17 protein-coding genes are annotated in these 17,701 nt (G+C 57.9%); 8 read left to right on the plus strand and 9 right to left on the minus strand.

Annotated features, from left to right (window positions below; all coding sequences use genetic code 11):
- The first annotated feature begins 91 nt into the window (after positions 1-91).
- Entirely contained in the window at positions 92-574 is a 483-nt protein-coding gene (locus tag H522_RS0107705) for a hypothetical protein (protein WP_026961880.1), read from the plus strand.
- Between the two features lie 276 nt (positions 575-850).
- Positions 851-3,577, plus strand: coding sequence for an aconitate hydratase AcnA (acnA, locus tag H522_RS0107710; protein ID WP_026961881.1), 2,727 nt, complete (start codon positions 851-853; stop codon positions 3,575-3,577).
- A gap of 161 nt (positions 3,578-3,738) precedes the next feature.
- Here the strand turns inward: acnA and H522_RS0107715 are convergent, their stop codons facing one another.
- The gene (locus H522_RS0107715) at positions 3,739-4,905 is read right to left on the minus strand and encodes an iron-containing alcohol dehydrogenase (RefSeq protein WP_026961882.1); all 1,167 of its coding nucleotides are present in this window, start codon (positions 4,903-4,905) and stop codon (positions 3,739-3,741) included.
- Positions 4,906-5,066: 161 nt separating this feature from the next.
- Between H522_RS0107715 and H522_RS0107720 the strand changes: the two genes are divergently transcribed.
- Complete coding sequence (locus tag H522_RS0107720) at positions 5,067-6,377, plus strand: BaiN/RdsA family NAD(P)/FAD-dependent oxidoreductase (protein ID WP_026961883.1); 1,311 nt, start codon at positions 5,067-5,069, stop codon at positions 6,375-6,377.
- On the opposite strand, the gene H522_RS0107725 is transcribed toward H522_RS0107720, so the two are convergent.
- The 3 genes from H522_RS0107725 to H522_RS18255 all read right to left on the minus strand — a co-directional run bounded on the left by H522_RS0107725 (position 6,369) and on the right by H522_RS18255 (position 8,397).
- Positions 6,369-6,824, minus strand: coding sequence for a hypothetical protein (locus H522_RS0107725; protein WP_026961884.1), 456 nt, complete (start codon positions 6,822-6,824; stop codon positions 6,369-6,371). The two genes, H522_RS0107720 and H522_RS0107725, sit on opposite strands and share 9 nt — an antisense overlap.
- A 236-nt stretch (positions 6,825-7,060) precedes the next feature.
- Complete coding sequence (locus tag H522_RS21850) at positions 7,061-7,210, minus strand: hypothetical protein (protein ID WP_169726626.1); 150 nt, start codon at positions 7,208-7,210, stop codon at positions 7,061-7,063.
- A 65-nt stretch (positions 7,211-7,275) separates the two neighbouring features.
- Positions 7,276-8,397: a solute carrier family 23 protein gene (locus H522_RS18255; RefSeq protein WP_245578054.1), complete on the minus strand. Its 1,122-nt coding sequence runs from the start codon at positions 8,395-8,397 to the stop codon at positions 7,276-7,278.
- 188 nt (positions 8,398-8,585) lie between these two features.
- On the opposite strand from H522_RS18255, the gene tlp reads away from it, so the two are divergent.
- From tlp to H522_RS0107750, 3 genes are all read left to right on the plus strand, one after another.
- Positions 8,586-8,813: a small acid-soluble spore protein Tlp gene (gene tlp, locus H522_RS0107740; protein ID WP_026961885.1), complete on the plus strand. Its 228-nt coding sequence runs from the start codon at positions 8,586-8,588 to the stop codon at positions 8,811-8,813.
- A gap of 144 nt (positions 8,814-8,957) precedes the next feature.
- Entirely contained in the window at positions 8,958-9,629 is a 672-nt protein-coding gene (locus H522_RS18260; protein WP_051344036.1) for a Maf family protein, read from the plus strand.
- 99 nt (positions 9,630-9,728) lie between these two features.
- A complete protein-coding gene (locus tag H522_RS0107750; protein WP_051344037.1) occupies positions 9,729-10,331 on the plus strand; it encodes a sterol desaturase family protein in 603 nt (200 codons plus the stop codon).
- Between the two features lie 25 nt (positions 10,332-10,356).
- Here H522_RS0107750 and nagA read toward each other — a convergent pair whose 3' ends face one another.
- The 4 genes from nagA to H522_RS0107770 all read right to left on the minus strand — a co-directional run bounded on the left by nagA (position 10,357) and on the right by H522_RS0107770 (position 14,683).
- Positions 10,357-11,529: an N-acetylglucosamine-6-phosphate deacetylase gene (nagA, locus tag H522_RS0107755; protein WP_026961887.1), complete on the minus strand. Its 1,173-nt coding sequence runs from the start codon at positions 11,527-11,529 to the stop codon at positions 10,357-10,359.
- A 5-nt stretch (positions 11,530-11,534) separates the two neighbouring features.
- Complete coding sequence (gene ptsP, locus H522_RS0107760; protein ID WP_026961888.1) at positions 11,535-13,253, minus strand: phosphoenolpyruvate--protein phosphotransferase; 1,719 nt, start codon at positions 13,251-13,253, stop codon at positions 11,535-11,537.
- 86 nt (positions 13,254-13,339) lie between these two features.
- Positions 13,340-13,603, minus strand: coding sequence for an HPr family phosphocarrier protein (locus tag H522_RS0107765; protein ID WP_026961889.1), 264 nt, complete (start codon positions 13,601-13,603; stop codon positions 13,340-13,342).
- Between the two features lie 246 nt (positions 13,604-13,849).
- Positions 13,850-14,683, minus strand: a complete 834-nt coding sequence (locus tag H522_RS0107770) for a PRD domain-containing protein (protein WP_026961890.1) — start codon at positions 14,681-14,683, stop codon at positions 13,850-13,852.
- A 193-nt stretch (positions 14,684-14,876) separates the two neighbouring features.
- On the opposite strand from H522_RS0107770, the gene H522_RS18265 reads away from it, so the two are divergent.
- Both H522_RS18265 and H522_RS0107780 read left to right on the plus strand, forming a co-directional pair.
- Positions 14,877-15,845 carry a DMT family transporter gene (locus H522_RS18265; protein WP_081411971.1) on the plus strand — a complete coding sequence of 323 codons (969 nt, stop codon included), beginning with the start codon at positions 14,877-14,879 and terminating at the stop codon, positions 15,843-15,845.
- A 70-nt stretch (positions 15,846-15,915) separates the two neighbouring features.
- Entirely contained in the window at positions 15,916-17,058 is a 1,143-nt protein-coding gene (locus H522_RS0107780) for a glycosyltransferase (RefSeq protein WP_026961891.1), read from the plus strand.
- 117 nt (positions 17,059-17,175) lie between these two features.
- On the opposite strand, the gene H522_RS0107785 is transcribed toward H522_RS0107780, so the two are convergent.
- Entirely contained in the window at positions 17,176-17,631 is a 456-nt protein-coding gene (locus tag H522_RS0107785; protein WP_026961892.1) for a DUF441 domain-containing protein, read from the minus strand.
- Positions 17,632-17,701 lie beyond the last annotated feature (70 nt).

The following is a 17,701-nucleotide window of genomic DNA, read 5'->3' on the forward strand; positions in this document are numbered from 1 at the left end:
CAGAAGGTCATACGGTGAAGTGCATATACGCTGTATAATTAATAATTGTAGCAATCCTTCGTTTACATCGTTTTTTTAGGGGGGAACGTGGATGCATTCCCAGCAAATCGACCGTGTCCAGAGCGGCCGACAGCAATGGCGCACCCGAGCTTGGATTGTCTTGATGGCGGTCATCATCACGGCCCTAGTGCTGACCCTAATCCCGGTCATGCATCGCATTGCCACCGCCCGACAAGCCACCCACAAGCACACGTTTATGGAGTACGTCACCACCCATCACCTAGGCACCTTGACGGTGATTGATTCGGGTACCGGACTGGACCCAGTGTCGTATATGCTCACGGTCCCCCGTCCCATCTCGGCAAGCGAGCGCCAGGCGTTCATCACGCGCCTCATGCAAAAATACTACCTGTATGATAAGGGGGAACTCCTTTCCATCGTCTATCGGTCTAAAAACGGGGATACCCATCCGCTCGCGTCCGCCCACTACGACGATACCACCGATACCCTGCAACTGACCATCAACCTGCCATCGGGCAATACTCAAGTCGTGCGTCAGCATGTCCGTTGGTAAGACGCTTCATACGCTTGCACCACAACCGCCGCGATCCGTCCGTTCATTGCAAGAAAAAGTCTCTCCTCCACTTGCAAACGGTCACAAAAAGGGAGTAGAGTGTCAAAGGTACGAACTTTGTGTGTCAACTCTGTGTCTGAGGCGGATCCTCAAGGCGGATTCTTCTATTGGGATTTGAAATTGCCTCATCGGCTTTTCGTATCTGCCTTCGACAACGGAACGCCACATCTGCGAAAATGGATGTCGACAAGACGCTGACAGAGTGGGGGGAACGTAATGGCGAACCAATTGCAAGACCCGTTCGGCATCAAGAAGAAGCTGACGGTCGACAACAACCAGTTCACCTATTACCACCTTGGGGAACTGGAACGGAAAGGGATTGCAAACGTTGCAAAACTCCCGTTCTCCATCAAGATTTTGCTGGAGGCGGTGGTGCGCCAATATGACGGTCGGGTAATTGACGAGGAGCACGTCAAGACGCTCGCCAATTGGAATGCGGCTTCACCGCAGCGGGCCGACGTGCCGTTCAAGCCGGCGCGCATTTTGCTGCAGGACTTCACCGGCGTGCCGGCCGTGGTTGACCTGGCCGCCATGCGGGCCGCCATGCAGCGGATTGGCGGCGACCCGAAGCGCATTAACCCGCTCATTCCGGTCGATTTGGTCGTGGACCACTCCGTGCAGGTCGACGCGTTCGGATCGAAAGAGGCGCTCGAATTCAACATTCAACGCGAGTTCGAACGCAACGAAGAACGCTACAAGTTCCTGCACTGGGCGCAGAAGACGTTCGATAACTTCCGCGTTGTTCCACCCGGCACGGGTATCGTTCACCAGGTAAACCTGGAATACCTGGCGTCCGTCGTCGGACGGCGCGAGGTGGACGGCGAGACGGTCGTGTTCCCGGACTCCCTGGTCGGGACCGACTCGCACACGACAATGATCAACGGCATTGGCGTTCTCGGCTGGGGCGTCGGCGGCATCGAAGCCGAGGCGTGCATGCTAGGCCAGCCGCTGTATCAACTGATGCCGCAGGTTGTCGGCTTTAAGCTGACCGGTCAACTGCCCGAAGGCGCGACGGCCACCGACCTGGCGCTCACGGTCACGCAGATGCTACGGAAAAAAGGCGTTGTCGGCAAGTTTGTCGAGTTCTACGGACCGGGCCTGAGCAACATCAGCGTGGCGGATCGCGCGACGGTTGCCAACATGGCGCCTGAATACGGAGCGACAATGGGCTTCTTCCCGGTCGACCAGGAAACCTTGAACTACCTGCGCAGCACCGGCCGCGACGAGAGCCAGATTCGCCTAGTAGAGGCATACTGCAAGGAACAAGGCTTGTTCCGCACGGATGCTACGCCCGATCCGGTCTTTACCGATACCTTGGAATTGAACCTGGGCGATGTCCAGGCGACGTTGGCTGGACCGCGGCGACCGCAGGATAAGATTGAGCTTACGAAAATGAAGTCCACGTTCGAAGAGACGCTGCAAAAACCGCTCGACCAGGGTGGATTTGGGCTCAGCGACGCGGACGTGAAAAAGGAAGTCAAGGTCACCTATCCACAAGGTGTCGAATCGACCATGAAGCCGGGCGCGGTGGTCATTGCCGCCATCACCAGCTGCACGAATACCTCCAACCCGACGGTCATGGTGGGCGCCGGTCTGTTGGCGAAAAAGGCGGTCGAAAAAGGTCTGAAGACGCCTGGCTACGTGAAGACGAGCCTGGCTCCCGGGTCACGCGTGGTTACGGACTACCTGGAAAAGTCCGGGCTTTTGCCCTACCTGGAGCAGTTAGGCTTTGACGTGGTCGGGTACGGCTGCACCACCTGCATCGGGAACAGCGGCCCGCTGCCGGATGCTATCTCCGACGCGGTGAAAGAGAATGACCTGCTCGTCTCTGCGGTGCTGTCCGGTAACCGCAACTTTGAAGGCCGCATCCACTCGTTGGTGCGTGCCAACTACCTGGCCTCACCGCCGCTCGTAGTTGCCTACGCATTGGCCGGAACGGTCGACATCGACCTGACGAGCGACCCCATCGGTCAGGACAAAGACGGCAATCCGGTGTATCTGAAGGACATCTGGCCGTCTTCGAACGAAGTGGCAGAGGTCATTCGTTCGGTCATCACACCGGACTTGTTCCAGAAGAAGTACGCCAACGTGTTCAACAGCAACGAGCGTTGGAACGCCCTGTCCAGTCCGGAAGGCGAACTGTACCAGTGGGACGAAGCTTCCACCTATATCCAGGAGCCGCCGTTCTTTGTTGGGCTGACTGCGGACGTGCCAAAGGCGCAGAGCATCGAAGGCGCGGCTGTGCTGGCGCTCCTGGGCGACTCGGTAACGACCGACCATATCTCGCCTGCGGGTAACATCGCCTACGACAGCCCGGCCGGCAAGTACCTGCGTGAACATGGCGTGAAGCCAGCCGACTTTAACTCGTACGGATCGCGCCGCGGGAACCATGAGGTCATGATGCGCGGAACGTTTGCGAACATCCGCATCCGCAACCAGATGGCTCCGGGAACCGAGGGTGGCTACACCACCTATCTGCCGACGGGCGAGGTCATGCCAATTTATGACGCGGCCATGAAGTACAAGGAAGCCGGTCAGCCGCTGGTTGTCATCGCCGGCAAGGAATACGGTACGGGCAGCTCGCGCGACTGGGCTGCGAAAGGCACCATCCTGCTCGGGGTGCGCGCGGTCATCGCGGAAAGCTTTGAACGCATCCACCGCAGCAATCTGGTGGGTCTGGGCGTACTGCCGCTGCAGTTCAAACAGGGAGACAGCTGGAAGTCGCTCGGCATCACCGGCCGCGAGCGGTTCGACATCCTCGGCTTGGACGGCGACTTGCAGCCCGGCCAGGACATCACCGTCAAGGCCACGCGTGAGGACGGATCGAGCTTTACATTCACCACCACCGCGCGTCTGGATAACCAGGTGGACATCGAATACTTCCGCAACGGCGGCATCCTGCAGACCGTCCTGCGCAACTTCGTGCGCGGCACGGCGCAATAATGAACACGAACTTCAAACTTGTGGCTGGAATCGAGTAGGAGGGGGATTCATGCCCCCTCCTTTTTCAATACAAACGAACGCCACGAATCGGCGATATGCCGAACTCATGGCGTTCGAAGCGATTAGGTTATTGTAATCAACAGGGGACCACCCTGGGTCTCTTAGAGGCTGTTTTGAAGGATGGTCAAGACGTCTTGCTCATGCAACTGCTTAAAGTGACCGATGGGCCCAAAGCGTACGGCCTGTTTGGCCATCCGTGGCAGCTGCTCCGCGCCAATCTCGTAATCGGCTAGGCGCATCGGCGCGCCAATCTGACGATAGAACGCGCGAACCTCCTCCACCGCCAGCCGCGCCAGCTCCTCGACACTCTTGCCGGTGGCGTCGACGCCGAACACGCGAACCGCCAGCTGGGCAAACCGCTGCGGCCCGGCGGACAACACGTGTTCCATCCACTGTGGGAAGACAATCGCCAATCCACCACCGTGCGGGATGTCATAAATCGCGCTGATTTCGTGCTCGATGGCGTGGCACGCCCAGTCTCCCTCAATGCCCATGCTGATCATGCCGTTCAGCGCCATCGTGCTGCAGTACATGATGGTCTCGCGAGCCTGAAAATCGGTCGGATTCTCCAACACCTTCGGAGCTGTCTCGATGATGGTGGACATAACCGACTCAATCAGCCGCTGCTGCAGCGGCGTGTTCGGGGTCGGATGAAAATAATGCTCGAAACAGTGCGCCAGCATGTCGCAGATGCCGTATACCGTCTGCTCACGGGGCACCGTGAACGTGTTTTCCGCATCACAGAACGAAAAGCGCGGGAACGTGTAGGGTGAACCCCCGCCGAGCTTTTCCTTCGTATCCCAATTGGTGATCACGCCACCCGAATTCATTTCCGATCCGGTCGCGGCATGGGTCAAAATAGTTCCCAGCGGCAGCGCATCGGTGGCCTGCGCTTTGCGTTGATAGATGTCCCACACGTCTCCTTCAAACTTCACCCCCATCGCGATGGCCTTGGCGCAGTCTAAAACCGATCCGCCCCCCACCGCCAAAATCAGGTCTATCGATTCATTGCGACACAGGTCAATCCCACGATAAACCGTGCTCAAGCGAGGATTGGGCTCAACTCCAGAAAGCTCAAACACAGTCACGCCCGCGTCACGCAATATCGTCATGACTTTGTCATAAAGACCGTTTCGCTTGATGCTGCCGCTACCGTATACCAGGAGGACCCTTTTCCCGTACTGTAGCACTTCCTCGGCCAAGTGATGCTCAATCTGGCCCTTTCCGTAATACAACGTTGTCGGATTGTGAAAGCGAAATGGATTCATGCTGCACCCACCTTCTTGTGGTCTGACACCGTCCCCCATTGTAGATCAGTCCAACGCGAAAACGAAACGACTGGGAGATTTGCCTGTATACCTCGGGTTCCGTTAAACTGATGAAGCGATTTTAGCGGTTGTACGGACACGCACTTTTAGGAGGCGGTCGGATGGTAGAGCCACGCAGGGGATGGGATGTAGTGGTCATCGGGGCCGGCCCCGCCGGACTCATGGCCGCCATCGCGGCGCGTGAGGCGGGAGCCCGTACACTCATCCTGGAGAAAGGACATAAGCCCGGACGAAAGCTGGGCATCTCCGGCGGAGGCCGCTGCAACGTGACCAACGCCAAACCTCTGCCCGAGCTGCTGGAAAACATCCCTGGCAACGGCCGTTTCTTGTATTCAGCCCTGACGCGCTTTGGCAACCGGGACGTCATGGCGTTTTTCGAAAGGCTGGGAATCCGACTCAAAGAAGAAGACCGAGGACGTGTCTTTCCAATCAGCGACAAGGCGCAGACGGTCGTGCAGGCGCTGGTTTCCCATGTCTTGGACATTGGCGTCGCGATGTGGCTCGATTGCCCCGTCCAGGCTCTATGTACACGCTCGGACATCGACGGGCCGGTGCTGACCGGAGTATCGCTCAAAGATGGCCGCATCATTGAGACTCTATCTGTCGTTGTGGCAACCGGCGGGTGTAGCGTTCCAAAGACCGGCAGTACGGGAGACGCCTACCCTTGGGCGCGTGCCGTTGGTCATACGATTGTTCAACCCTATCCGACCGAGGTGCCGCTAACCAGTCCGGATCCATTGATTCGGAGTCGATCCTTGCAGGGGCTGTCAATACGCGGAACAAGTGTGACCATCCGGCGCCAAGATGGGCGTCGGCTGACTACTGAGACGGGCGACCTCTTGTTCACCCATTTTGGCCTCAGCGGCCCGGCCGCCCTCCGCTGCAGCCACTACGTATCCACAGCGATGTTGAAGGATGCGAACGTTCGTTTGAGCGCAGAAATTGACGGGATTCCAGACGTGAGTTCGGGTGAATTAGACAACCACCTGCGCAAGGCCCGTAAAGTAACGCCACGCAAACATGTCAAGACCTGCTTAGCCGAACATATGCCCGAGCGCCTCGCAAACGCCATCCTCGTGCGAACCCAAATCGATGGCGGTCTCACGATGGCCAACTTGCCAAACGACGGACTCGCGCAGCTGGTACAGGTCAGCAAGCGCTTTTCACTTCCGATTGACGGAACGTTGCCCCTCGCCCAGGCGACGGTTACGGGCGGGGGTGTGTCCATCAAGGAAATCGATCCGCGCACCATGGCGTCCAAGAAATGCAAAGGTCTGTACTTCGCGGGCGAGGTGATGGACGTACATGCCCATACGGGCGGCTATAACATCACCGTCGCCTTTTCCACCGGTCACCTCGCAGGTGCGAGCGCCGCTCAGCACGCGGCCACGCTGGCGCCGGCGTTAGGGTAGTTGATAATCAAACACCGTACGGTAAGGAGCCAACGTTTGGGTATTCGGCCGTAAGCCCGCCTGCCAATCGCCATTTGGCGCCCAGATTGCCCGCGCCTGCCAAGAGGAACTGGACCCGATATAAAATTCGACGGCCACGGCGGAAGCGTTTGGATGCGCGGCACGGACGCTTTGAATGATGTCGGCCGCATACGATTCCAAATGTTTCTGCTCGCGGGTCACCGTGTTGACGTGAACCACGTAGGCGTGTGAATGCGCAGCGGCGGTCTTCACAGACGCAAGCGAATAATGGGGACGCCCCAGGTAAAGCGCTACCAGAGACACACACGCCAGGACCAAAAAACCAATAAAATGCCAACGACTTACATATCGGCGGACCAATCGCGTCAATCCCCACAACAGTAGGATGACTGCAATGACACCGGCCACAAAACCCACAACCAGCATGACAACTCCCCTTTGTATCCCAATGTCTGCGACTCGCACAGACCGGGACGGTATCCATCCGACAATCTTCTCTGTCTAGTATACAGGAGTCGGATTTTGTCTGGCTATGGTAGAAACCGCCGGACCTAAAAAGCGGTTTATGGACAGTCGCGAAAGGAAAGACCCGGCACATCGCCGGGTCTCCTGTCGGACTTGGGATTTGTGTGCAACCCCGACCGGCAATAGGTAGCCGTCGGTTAAGCGCGCATTACCTCTGCCCGCTTCTGCTGACGCCGCATCAGCTCTTCCTCCGGTTCTCCTCGTGCCATGCTCTGGCTGGCCAGGGCGCTGGCAACCGCTCCAGAGGCCTCATCGCCACGTCCAATCGACTTGCGTCTCGATGTCATCACACAGCCCCCCTGGTCGTGTCCGACAGTCCTTACACTGCCCACGCAAGCAGTGAAATATGAAATCAGTGATCATCCCTGTTTTGGTTCAAATCGGGAAGCAGCCAATAGATGATTAAGCCCGCCAGTGTCGCAAATGCCACCCCGTTGTTCGGATAGCCCACCCCGACAATAAAAATAATCCCTGCCACAATCAGGTTTTTCATGTTCGTCAAGTCCACCCGTTCCTCAATGACATGCCGGATGCCCATCGCAGCAATCATGCCGAACAGCAGAATGCTGATTCCCCCCATGACGGGTACCGGAATGGTGTGAATGAGTGCTCCGACTTTGCCAAACAAACCGAGAATGATGGCGACGACGGCTGCTCCCTGTATAATACGGCTGGAATACTGACGCGTAATCGCCAACACGCCAAGGTTTTCCGCATAGGTTGTCTGCGCCGGTCCTCCCAACAAGGACGAAAGAACTGTGGCAGCGCCATTCCCCCAAAGCACCGCAGCAAACCCGGGATCTTTTGTCACGTCCCGGCCAATAATTTCATTGAGGACGAACATGTGTCCGAGGTCTTCGACCATCGTGACCAGAGCAATGGGCGCCATGGCCAAGATGACGTTCCAGGTAAAATGCGGCATCGTAAAGTGGGGCAACGATAGGACGGGCGCCCCTGCCACTGGCTGGAGATTGACCATCCCCCGCAGATATGCGTAAATGTAGCCGACGATGATCCCAATCAGCAGCGGGACAATACGTATTTGCCGTGGGCCGACCAAAGAGGCTACGATAGCGGCGGCCAGGCTGATGATGGCGGCATCCCAGTGCACGGCGGCCATATTCGTGACCGCCGTGGTCGCCAGCGATAAACCAATGACGGAGACGACGGGGCCCACGACTACCGGGGGAATCACGCGGCGGACGCGATCAAACCCCAACTGGGTCACCAGCAACGCCACAACGGCGTAGACCACCGCTACGCTGACCAGCCCCGCAGCGGCTTGTCCGGGGGAGTGGTACTTCCCCACATACAGCGTCAGGGGTGCGATAAAGGCAAACGAAGAACCCAGGTAGGTCGGCACCTTGCCGCGAGTGATGAGATGGAACAGCAGCGTTCCTACGCCGCTGGCGATGAGGGCACTTCCCGGGTCGAGACCGGTCATGTAGGGAACCAAGACGGTCGATCCGAACATCGCAAAGACGTGTTGGATGGAGAGCGGAAGTGATTTCCAGAATGATTTCAACGCATTTACACCTCGCATGGAGATCCTATATAAGGCTTGACTGCCGGCGGCCCGTATAACAATAGCATAAAAGTCCCCCAACCAAGGCACGCTATGCTCGGTTTTTCGCCCATTTTGTCGGAGAGGAGTGTCGATATATGGCAAAGCCGGATGACCGCAGTGACAATGTGGAGAAACTCCAGCGCGCGATTCAGAATACCATGGCCAACCTCCGGGAAGCGAATGACTTTCTGAAGGCGCATGAGGAGGAAATGAAAGCTTCGGACAGGGCTGCGATTGAGGCCAAAAATGAACGGCGAGAACGGGCCATTGAGGGATTCCGCGAAGAGATTAAAGACGAGATTGAGGATGCGCATCAACTATAAGAGGAAACGACTTCTCTCAACGTCGAAACGGGGGGCTGTACAAGTTTTTCGTCAGCCTCCCGTTTTGATCTGTTGATAAGCTGATGATGTATGAGGCGCCCAGACGCCCAGATCGCAACCTTCCAGGAAAGGAGTCAAACCGTGATGCATGCCCAGACCAACGCCCGACCGCGGCTTATCCTGGCCTCCTCGTCGCCGCGTAGACGCGACCTGTTGGCCATGTTCAAGCAACCGTTTGAGGTGATTCCGAACCACGCAAACGAAACGGTTCCCGGCAACCCTTCTCCGGATCAACTCGTGCAAATTTTGGCCGAACGCAAAGCAGAGGCAACGTTGAAACAACAAGTTGATACTGGACTGCCTGATCGTCCGCTATATATCATCGGAGCCGACACGGTTGTCTCCATCAATGGGGAAATCCTCGGCAAGCCGCGTAAACAGGCGGATGCCTTTGACATGCTGACACGTCTGCAAGGCCGCTCTCATGACGTCTTTAGTGGGCTCTGTGTTCTACGCAGGACGGTGGACGGCGCCGTTGAAAAGCGATTGGGCTACAGTCAGACTCGAGTGGATATGGCGGCCCTGACGCCGAGTCAGATTCAAGCCTACATCGCTACAGGTGAGCCCCTCGACAAAGCCGGGAGCTATGGCATTCAAGGTTTTGGCTCTTTGTTCATCCCGAAGCTAGAAGGCGACTATTTCACCGTAGTCGGTCTGCCCGTTTTCCTGTTGGGACAATTTTTACTAGACCTGGGCTATCCCTTGCTTCCAGACCTGGATGGACTTCCTCTTGATAACCCCCTAGACAGAGAGTGACATTAACTCGCAACTATACTAAAATGACTTCCGTAGATCCTTATGTAGATCCTTATAGAGATTGTCCAGACACACATTTGTAGATAGAGGCGATGAACGATGCCATATGGCAAGGAATTCTTGCGGGATCACCGAGTCTTGTTTCTCTCCTTGGTTTTTATAGTCGACGTGGTCGTCGCGGTGATTCAGCCTTACCGACCAAAGCTTTGGCTGGCCTTTGCGGGCGGCATCGTCCTTTTCTATTTCATTGAATACATCACTCACCGCTTCGTCCTACACGGTATTCTGAAGCTCATCCTGCCCAAGGCGTACGAGGGGCATGTGGTCCATCACCAGCAGCCGACGGAGCTCAAGTACATGTTGACGCCCAATGTCTATAATCTCCCTGGCTACATCGTTTACTGGGGGATTGCCTATCTCATCACCCGCAGCGTGCTGGTGACGGCCGGACTGATAACAGGGACCTCGTTGGCTCAACTGTACTACGAGTGGACGCATTTCGTATCCCATCGCCCGATTGTGCCCAAAACGGCCTGGGGACGCTGGATGAAGAAGTTTCACCTGCTCCACCATTATAAGAACGAAAATTATTGGTTTGGGGTCACCAACCCGTCCCTGGACATCGTGATGGGTACCAACCCCAAGCAGGAACAGGTAGAGACGGTAAGCTCGGCTATCAAGGGGGAGACCTGGCAGCGCTAATCGACTTGCCTGCCAGTCGTCCCTCCTACGAGCGCCGATAGATCTCGCATCCTTGCACCCAAGTTGCCAGAACCGACATAGACTCATCCATGAGCACGAAATCCGCGTCCATCCCGGCCGCAATATCCCCTTTACAATCGACCAATCCGAGCTGGCGAGCGGGCGTCGTACTGGCCATGCGGACCACGTCCGGCAGGCTGACCCCCACCTTGGCGGCCATATTGCGGACCGCTTGGTCCATCGTCAGGGTGCTCCCGGCCAGCTGCTCGGTTCCGGCCAAACAGGCGCGTCCGGCCTTCACTTCCACTGGGAGTCCACCGAGATCGTACACCCCATCCGGCTGGCCCGCGGCCGCCATAGCGTCCGTGATGAGGGTGATTCCATCCGGCCCCTTGACTTTTACGACGAGCTTCAACACGTCCCAGGCGACGTGCTGACCGTCAGCAATCACTTCACAGACCACGCGTTCGTCCAACAGCGCCGCCGTAACCGGACCGCCCTCCCGGTGGTGAAGTCCGCGCATGCCGTTGAACAGATGCGTGGCCCGTCGGACGCCAGCCTCAATCGCCGCCTCGGCCAAGTCGGAAGAGGCATCGGTGTGGCCCATCGAAATGAGCACCTGACGCTGTCCGAGCCAACGGACGAGATCGAGGCCACCTGGCCGTTCCGGCGCCAACGTCATGCAGCGAACCAGACCGGACGCACGGTGCATGAGAGACTCCGTCACGGCCACCGAGGGAGCTTGAATAAATTCCGGGTTTTGCGCACCCCGACGGTTAGGAGCGATGAACGGGCCCTCCAGATGCACCCCCAGAATCGTTGGGATGAGTCGCGCCTCGTCACTCGCCTGTCGAACCGCATCCAGGGCCTTCATCAGCCGGTCCTCAGCGGCCGTCAGGGTGGTCGGAAGCCAAGCCGTTGTCCCGTGCGCGGCGTGAAAACGCCCGATGCGCTCCACGCTTTTCACCGAGCCGTCCATGACATCCGCGCCATTGCCGCCATGCACATGCATATCAATAAACCCCGGTAGCAACCAGGATCCTTGCCCGTCGATGACGGGACATGCCCAATCATAAGGGGACGCCCCGGTCCCCACTTCCCGGATGATCCCGCCCGTCACGCGAATGAACGCATCCTCTTGGATGCCGCGCGCGCTGACCACTCGAACGTGCTGTATGACCCAATCCTCCGCAGTCATGCACATCACCTCGCTGATATGCCAATCTCCTCCGCCACGGTCGCCTGCACCAACCTCGCTTGCGCTTGCACCTTTGCCGCTTGACTGTCGATCCGGGCCAAGCGCTCTTTGACAAACGGGATGGACCCGGCACTCATCGACAGTTCCGTCAGTCCCAACCCGACCAGCACCTCGGTAGCCTCCACATCGCCCGCCAGTTCCCCACACATACCGACTGGAATTCCCGCTTGACGCGCCGCCTCGCAGGTCATCTCGACCAGGCGCAAGACCCCCGGGTGCAGGGGTTGGTAGAGTTCCGCAACCCGCTCGTTACCGCGGTCTACGGCCAAGGTATACTGCGTCAAATCGTTCGTCCCGATGCTCATAAAGTCGACTTCACGCGCAAACACATCCGCGAATATGGCGGCCGCAGGGATTTCGACCATCATCCCAACCTTGATGTACGCCGCCACTTCGACGCCTTCGGCCGCGAGTTCCTGGCGACAATCGGCTAGAATGTCTTTGGCCTGGCGCAGTTCGGATAAAGACTGAATCATCGGGAACATAACCCAGAGCTGCCCGTACCGACTGGCGCGCAGCAAAGCCCGCAGCTGCACGCGGAATACCTCCGGGTGCGCCAAACAAAACCGGATGGCTCGATGCCCGAGGAACGGGTTCTCCTCACGCGGCAAGTCGGCATACGGCAGAGGCTTGTCCCCGCCGATGTCCAGCGTCCGGATGATGACCGGTCTGGGCGCAAAGGCCTCCAGCACTGTGCGGTAAGCGATGAACTGCTCGTCCTCCGTCGGCCAATGACCGCTGTCCTGATATAAAAACTCGGTCCGGAATAAGCCCACCCCTTCTGCGCCGCTGGCCAGCGCCAGGTCGATGTCCTTGAGGCTGCCGATGTTGGCAAACACCTCAATGCGCTGCCCATCCTGCGTACGGGCTGGTGTCTGAGCCGCTTGGCGAGCCGCCTCGCGGCGCGACTGTTCGCGTGCAGCTTGTTCCCGCGCAGCCTTCTCGAACATCTCGTCCGGCCGCACGGTGACCGTTCCAGACCCGCCATCGACCACCAGTGTGTCGCCATCCTGGAGGTCAGCCAACGCCACATCGCCGAGGCCCACCACACTGGGAATGCCCATTGTCCGCGCCAAAATCGCCGTATGCGCCGTCTTGCTGCCGTGGGCAAGGACAAACCCGGCCACATGAGCGGGCAGCTGTGCCGTATCGGACGGGGTGAGTTCCTCAGCCACGATGATGGCCCCTTCAGGCACGTCTTTGCTACCGCTTTCGCGGCCCGTCAAAATTCGCAGTAGACGGCTTCCTACGTCCCGGATGTCACCTGCTCGCGCGCGCAGGTAATCGTCTGGGATGGCCGCCAACATTTCCGCCGTCGCCTCGGTCACCTGTTGACAGATGAACTCGGCGCCCATGAACTTGTCGCCAATCTGTTTCTGAATCTCGCCGGTGTAGGCCGGATCGTCCAGAAACGCCAGGTGGGCATCGAAGACCTTCGCTTCCGTTTCCCCCACTTGTCTTGCCGTCTGCTGCCGGATTTGTGCGATTTCCTGTTTGGCCTGCGCCACAGCGGCGGCAAAGCGTTGCTGTTCTTTGGGAGCCTGTTCCGGTGTTAACTGCCACTCCACAATCACGACATCGTCCTTTTTCCAGATAAAAGCCGGACCCACAGCCATGCCTGGCGAAGCCGCGATGCCCTGGAAAACCTGTTGCGCCGATTGCATACATTCCATCCTTTCCACCGTGACACACATCGGCTCCTCGGTCCCTGTTTCGGGAACCGAGGAGCCCATCAAGACATGTTATCCGGTTATTCTCCTAGACCGCTTTCAATCAAAGCAACGACCGCCTTGAGCGCTTCTTCCTCGCCTTCACCCTGCGCCCGAATGGTCACCGTCTGACCCGACTGGACCGCTAGCGACATCACGCCAAGGATACTCTTCGCGTCTACTTCTTTGTCCTCCTTACGAATCCAAATCTGACAGCTATGCCTCCCACACTCCTGAACCAAGAGGGCAGCGGGCCGGGCATGAAGTCCACTCGGGTTCTTAATCGTGACCGTCTGTTCCGTCATGAAAGAACTCTCCTTCCCTTCTCAAATCGCAGAGGTATCATCGCTTGCCCTTCTATTCTACCGGTTTTGACAGCAAAACGATGAAACCGATTGACCCCTAAGCAACAAAAAAGGCAGGCGTGAGCGAATCTCAGCTCATGCCTGCCCGTTGCATCGGCAGTAACACGCTTCGACTTGATTATAGTACATTCCCGATTGCTCGACAATCCTGGGGCTGACCGGGTGACGCGTCCTCCGCCAGCCACCTTACCGCTCACCGACAAACCGCGCCAAAACCATGGCCAAAGAGGCGATTTCGTCGCTCGGAAACGGCTTTCCAATCTTACGTTCTAACAATTGCGCCAATTCCTGCGCCTTGGCGTAACTCTTCGGCAATCGCTCCATGATGGCGTCCAGGAGTGGGTTTGCAACCAACTCCCCGCGCAGGACCCGCTGTACGGCAAAGCGCAGATGGGAAACCAGACGCGCGTATTCCAATCCGGTGCGGTCAAACGGCCCTACCCAGGCTTCCAACTGTTCTACCGCACTGCGCACCACTATAGCCGTTCGCGCCACATCAGACGATCCGCCCGGCTGCGCGGCGGCTTGCAGGTGTAAAGCGAGAAACCCGATTTCTGCCTGCGGCACCTGAACGCCCAATCGACAGGTCATCATCGCAGCTGCGCTCTCCGCCACCCGCCAGGCGTCTGGATAGAGCGTCTGGATTTCCTCCACGAACGGATTCTCAACCTCCAGGCCGGCCCGAAGCCGCTCAATAGCCAAACCAATATGATCCGCCAGGGCAATGTGAATCCGTTCATTCAACGGCCCCGGCAGGCGGTCTTCGGCCAATGTGATGATGGCTTCGGCGACCTCGGCCACCTCCGGCTTAAGACGGGACATGACCCGTTCGAACTGCAAGCGGTTGTCCGGCCCCAACAGAACAAACCGTTTTTCCACCCGCGCATCGTCCGCATCCATACGTGTGCCGCGCTTGACCCCAAAGCCGATGCCACGCCCAATGAGAATCTGTTCACCGGCCGTCCCTTCAACAATCACGACGTTATTGTTCAGCACCCGCTGCACGATACACTCGGACACCGAATCGCCCTCCGTTCCCAATCCCTGCGTATCATTGTACATCATCCTCAGGCAGATGGAGGCGACTTCAATCATCTATGCAAGACTTGGTATAATAAAGTTTCATTCCCCAGTGAATTCGTCGCTTGTACCAATCACTGCGTCTTGCAGGAAACCATACACACCTTGCGTTCGAGAAAGGGGCTTTTACACAATGGCCACGTCTACACAGCAGCCCCCGGTTGCACGCCTTCCCTTCGGCCCGGCCAGGTCAGGGAAAACCAAATGGTTGTTTGTATTGCTTGGCGTCGGCGTGATCGCGGTTTCGTTTTCGGCCATTTTCATCAAATGGACCCCCGCCCCGGCGTCCGTGATTGGGATGTACCGACTGCTCTTTACCCTGCCGCTCGTACTGCCGATGGTCGTTCGCCGTCGCCGCGAAATCCGGCAAGTTCGGCGACAAGACGCGGCGCTCCTAGCGCTCTCCGGGGTATTCCTGGGCCTGCATTTTTTATGCTGGATAGGTTCTTTCGCATACACCAGCGTGGCGAGCTCCATGATTCTCTTGTCCCTGCAACCCGTGTTCGTCATGATTGGCGCCTATTTCCTCTTTGGCGAAAGGACGCGCCTTGGCGGCATCCTGGCCATGCTGCTGGCGCTTATCGGCAGCGCGGTCATCGCGCTGGCGGACGCCCAGGGACCGCATCGGGCGCTCTATGGGGACATGTTATCTCTCCTTGGTACCTTGGCGGTCTCCGGGTACATGTTGACCGGCCAACGCCTGCGCACGCGCATGGACTCGGGGATCTACAGTTTTTTCGTGTTTCTTGGCGCGGCCGCCCTGCTGGCGGTTTACAATCTATGGCTGGGAATCCCGTTTGCTCCCTATCCGAAACAGGCATGGTGGATGTTTGTCCTCATGGCCGTCATCCCAACCCTGTTTGGTCATTCCTTGTTCAACTGGCTGCTCCAGCACATCCGTGCCACCCACATTTCTATGGCGATTCTCGGCGAACCTGTGGGAGCGATTCTATTAGCCTGTCTGCTACTCGGCGCACCCCTGAGGCCGCTGCAGGCCATCGGTGGGCTGTTAACCCTTGGCGGGGTATGCTTGTTCCTGAAACTTGGCACCCCCGAATCCGAAAACGAATTTCAAAAGGATGCAGGGTACGACGTGGATTAGCTGGCTACAATGAGTCTTATAAAAGAGTTATAATCAGCCTGTTATTGCCTGTATTTAGGGGGCTATGTGCGTGCGCTTCAGTATCATCGTGCCGACTTACAATGAACGGGATAACGTCCGCATCCTCGCCCGCCGTATCGCGGAGGTCCTGGCGGAGAAGACCGATGCGTATGAGTTATGGTTCGTCGATGACAGCGACGATGATACCCCCGAGATTCTCGACGGGTTGATGCGAGAAGACCCGCACGTGCATGTCCACCACCGGAACCACAGCCGCGGTTTGGCCTCAGCGGTGGTGGAAGGGTTTCAAGTGGCGGCCGGTGATTACCTCATCGTCATGGACGCCGACCTCCAGCATCCGCCTGAAGTCCTGCCGAAGGTGATGGAGCGACTCCTCGAGGGGATTGACGTAGTGATACCGAGCCGCTTTGTCCCGGGCGGATCGGACGGAGGATTGATTGGATTTCGCAAGCTCATCTCCTGGACAGCGCGGAAAATGGGGCAGCTCGCCCTGCACCGCCTGCGCCACGTCTCCGATTGCACCGGCGGCTTCTTCGGCATCCGTCGCTCCGTGATTGACGGTGTCGAATTGAATCCGGTCGGCTGGAAGATTCTCATTGAAATTTTAGCCAAAGGAAACTATCGCACGGTGCACGAAATCCCCTACCAGTTTATCGCCCGTCGTGCCGGCGAATCGAAAATGAGCCTGCGTGAGCAGTGGAACTACGTTCGTCATCTGGTTCGCCTCATCGCCTCACTGCCCGAAGAACGCCGGTTCTATCTGTTTTGTCTGGTCGGATTGCTCGGGGTGGTGGTCAATCTCTGCATCATGAGCCTCCTTCTGAAGCTTACACGAATCCCCGTGCTCGGCGCCTCCGTCGTGGCCTCGGTTGCCGCCATGCTGCACAACTACGTTTGGAATGATCGCGTCACTTGGCGGGAGCGATCCGCCCGCAAACGCTGGCACAAGTGGTTGCAGCTGCCGATGTTCATGGCCATCTCCGCCGTCGGCATCGCGATTACGGCGGCCGTGGCGCAAGCCTTCTCGTGGCTGCACCTGCCGGAGCTGATAGGGCAGATGGCAGGGATTGTGCTGGCCACGTTGTGGAATTTCACGGCGAACAACCGTTGGACATGGGCCGCCAAAGAAGGCCCCAACGGCGGCGAGGACGTCCCCACGGTGGTATCGGTGACCCGGGAAAAAACGCTGTAATCCTTATCTCGCCAAGCCAAATGCATAGGCCTGTGCCGCCTGACGCAATCGTACCGTCGGCATACCTCGTTGGTTCTTTGCTCCGACACGCGGGGGTGTACCCTTGCGTAAAAGGGGCTAGCGAAACCAGGACGCAACCCCGAGCATGACCGCAGCCAGCGCAGTCGCCATGAGCGGCCCCACCGGCATGCCACCAAACCAGACGATGCCGATGACAGAACCAATCACGACACAGAACAACAGGGCCGGTGAGGCCTGCAGTAGCTCCATCCCACGGGCGTTGAGCACGGTCGCCATCACACCACCGAGGATAGTCGCCAGTCCCGTCAGGCTGAGAGTGGATTCGAGCATCTGCTTGGGGTGTACGCGGCCGCTGGCTATGGGCGCGAGGATGGAAATCATGAGAAATAACAACCCCAATTCCAGACTCCGTCGCTCAATTAGAGGTAAATAGCGATTTAAGTGCAAGAGCCGCAGCAGCAACAAGAGGCTCGCCGCGGCGGAGATGGTGGGCACCCGGCCGACCACACCAATGACCACAAACAGGATCAGCAGAAACTCTGGGGTGGGCAATGGCCCCGCCTCCTCAGTACACGTCCACTCTTACCTTATTCGGACGACTGGGGAGACATGCTGTTTCGTG

Origin of the sequence: Alicyclobacillus herbarius DSM 13609, assembly GCF_000430585.1 — a bacterium.
Classification (GTDB): domain Bacteria; phylum Bacillota; class Bacilli; order Alicyclobacillales; family Alicyclobacillaceae; genus Alicyclobacillus_G; species Alicyclobacillus_G herbarius.

What these genes read in the sequence shown, in the direction of transcription:
- nagA (WP_026961887.1), bottom strand. Translation starts at nt 11,529, where the DNA reads ATGACTGCGGAGGATTGGGTCATACAGCACGTTCGAGTGGTCAGCGCG.
- ptsP (WP_026961888.1), bottom strand. Translation starts at nt 13,253, where the DNA reads ATGCAATCGGCGCAACAGGTTTTCCAGGGCATCGCGGCTTCGCCAGGC.
- H522_RS0107765 (WP_026961889.1), bottom strand. Translation starts at nt 13,603, where the DNA reads ATGACGGAACAGACGGTCACGATTAAGAACCCGAGTGGACTTCATGCC.
- H522_RS0107715 (WP_026961882.1), bottom strand. Translation starts at nt 4,905, where the DNA reads ATGAATCCATTTCGCTTTCACAATCCGACAACGTTGTATTACGGAAAG.
- H522_RS0107725 (WP_026961884.1), bottom strand. Translation starts at nt 6,824, where the DNA reads ATGCTGGTTGTGGGTTTTGTGGCCGGTGTCATTGCAGTCATCCTACTG.
- H522_RS21850 (WP_169726626.1), bottom strand. Translation starts at nt 7,210, where the DNA reads ATGACATCGAGACGCAAGTCGATTGGACGTGGCGATGAGGCCTCTGGA.
- tlp (WP_026961885.1), top strand. Translation starts at nt 8,586, where the DNA reads ATGGCAAAGCCGGATGACCGCAGTGACAATGTGGAGAAACTCCAGCGC.
- H522_RS0107705 (WP_026961880.1), top strand. Translation starts at nt 92, where the DNA reads ATGCATTCCCAGCAAATCGACCGTGTCCAGAGCGGCCGACAGCAATGG.
- H522_RS0107720 (WP_026961883.1), top strand. Translation starts at nt 5,067, where the DNA reads ATGGTAGAGCCACGCAGGGGATGGGATGTAGTGGTCATCGGGGCCGGC.
- H522_RS18255 (WP_245578054.1), bottom strand. Translation starts at nt 8,397, where the DNA reads ATGTTCGGATCGACCGTCTTGGTTCCCTACATGACCGGTCTCGACCCG.
- H522_RS18260 (WP_051344036.1), top strand. Translation starts at nt 8,958, where the DNA reads ATGCATGCCCAGACCAACGCCCGACCGCGGCTTATCCTGGCCTCCTCG.
- acnA (WP_026961881.1), top strand. Translation starts at nt 851, where the DNA reads ATGGCGAACCAATTGCAAGACCCGTTCGGCATCAAGAAGAAGCTGACG.
- H522_RS18265 (WP_081411971.1), top strand. Translation starts at nt 14,877, where the DNA reads ATGGCCACGTCTACACAGCAGCCCCCGGTTGCACGCCTTCCCTTCGGC.
- H522_RS0107750 (WP_051344037.1), top strand. Translation starts at nt 9,729, where the DNA reads ATGCCATATGGCAAGGAATTCTTGCGGGATCACCGAGTCTTGTTTCTC.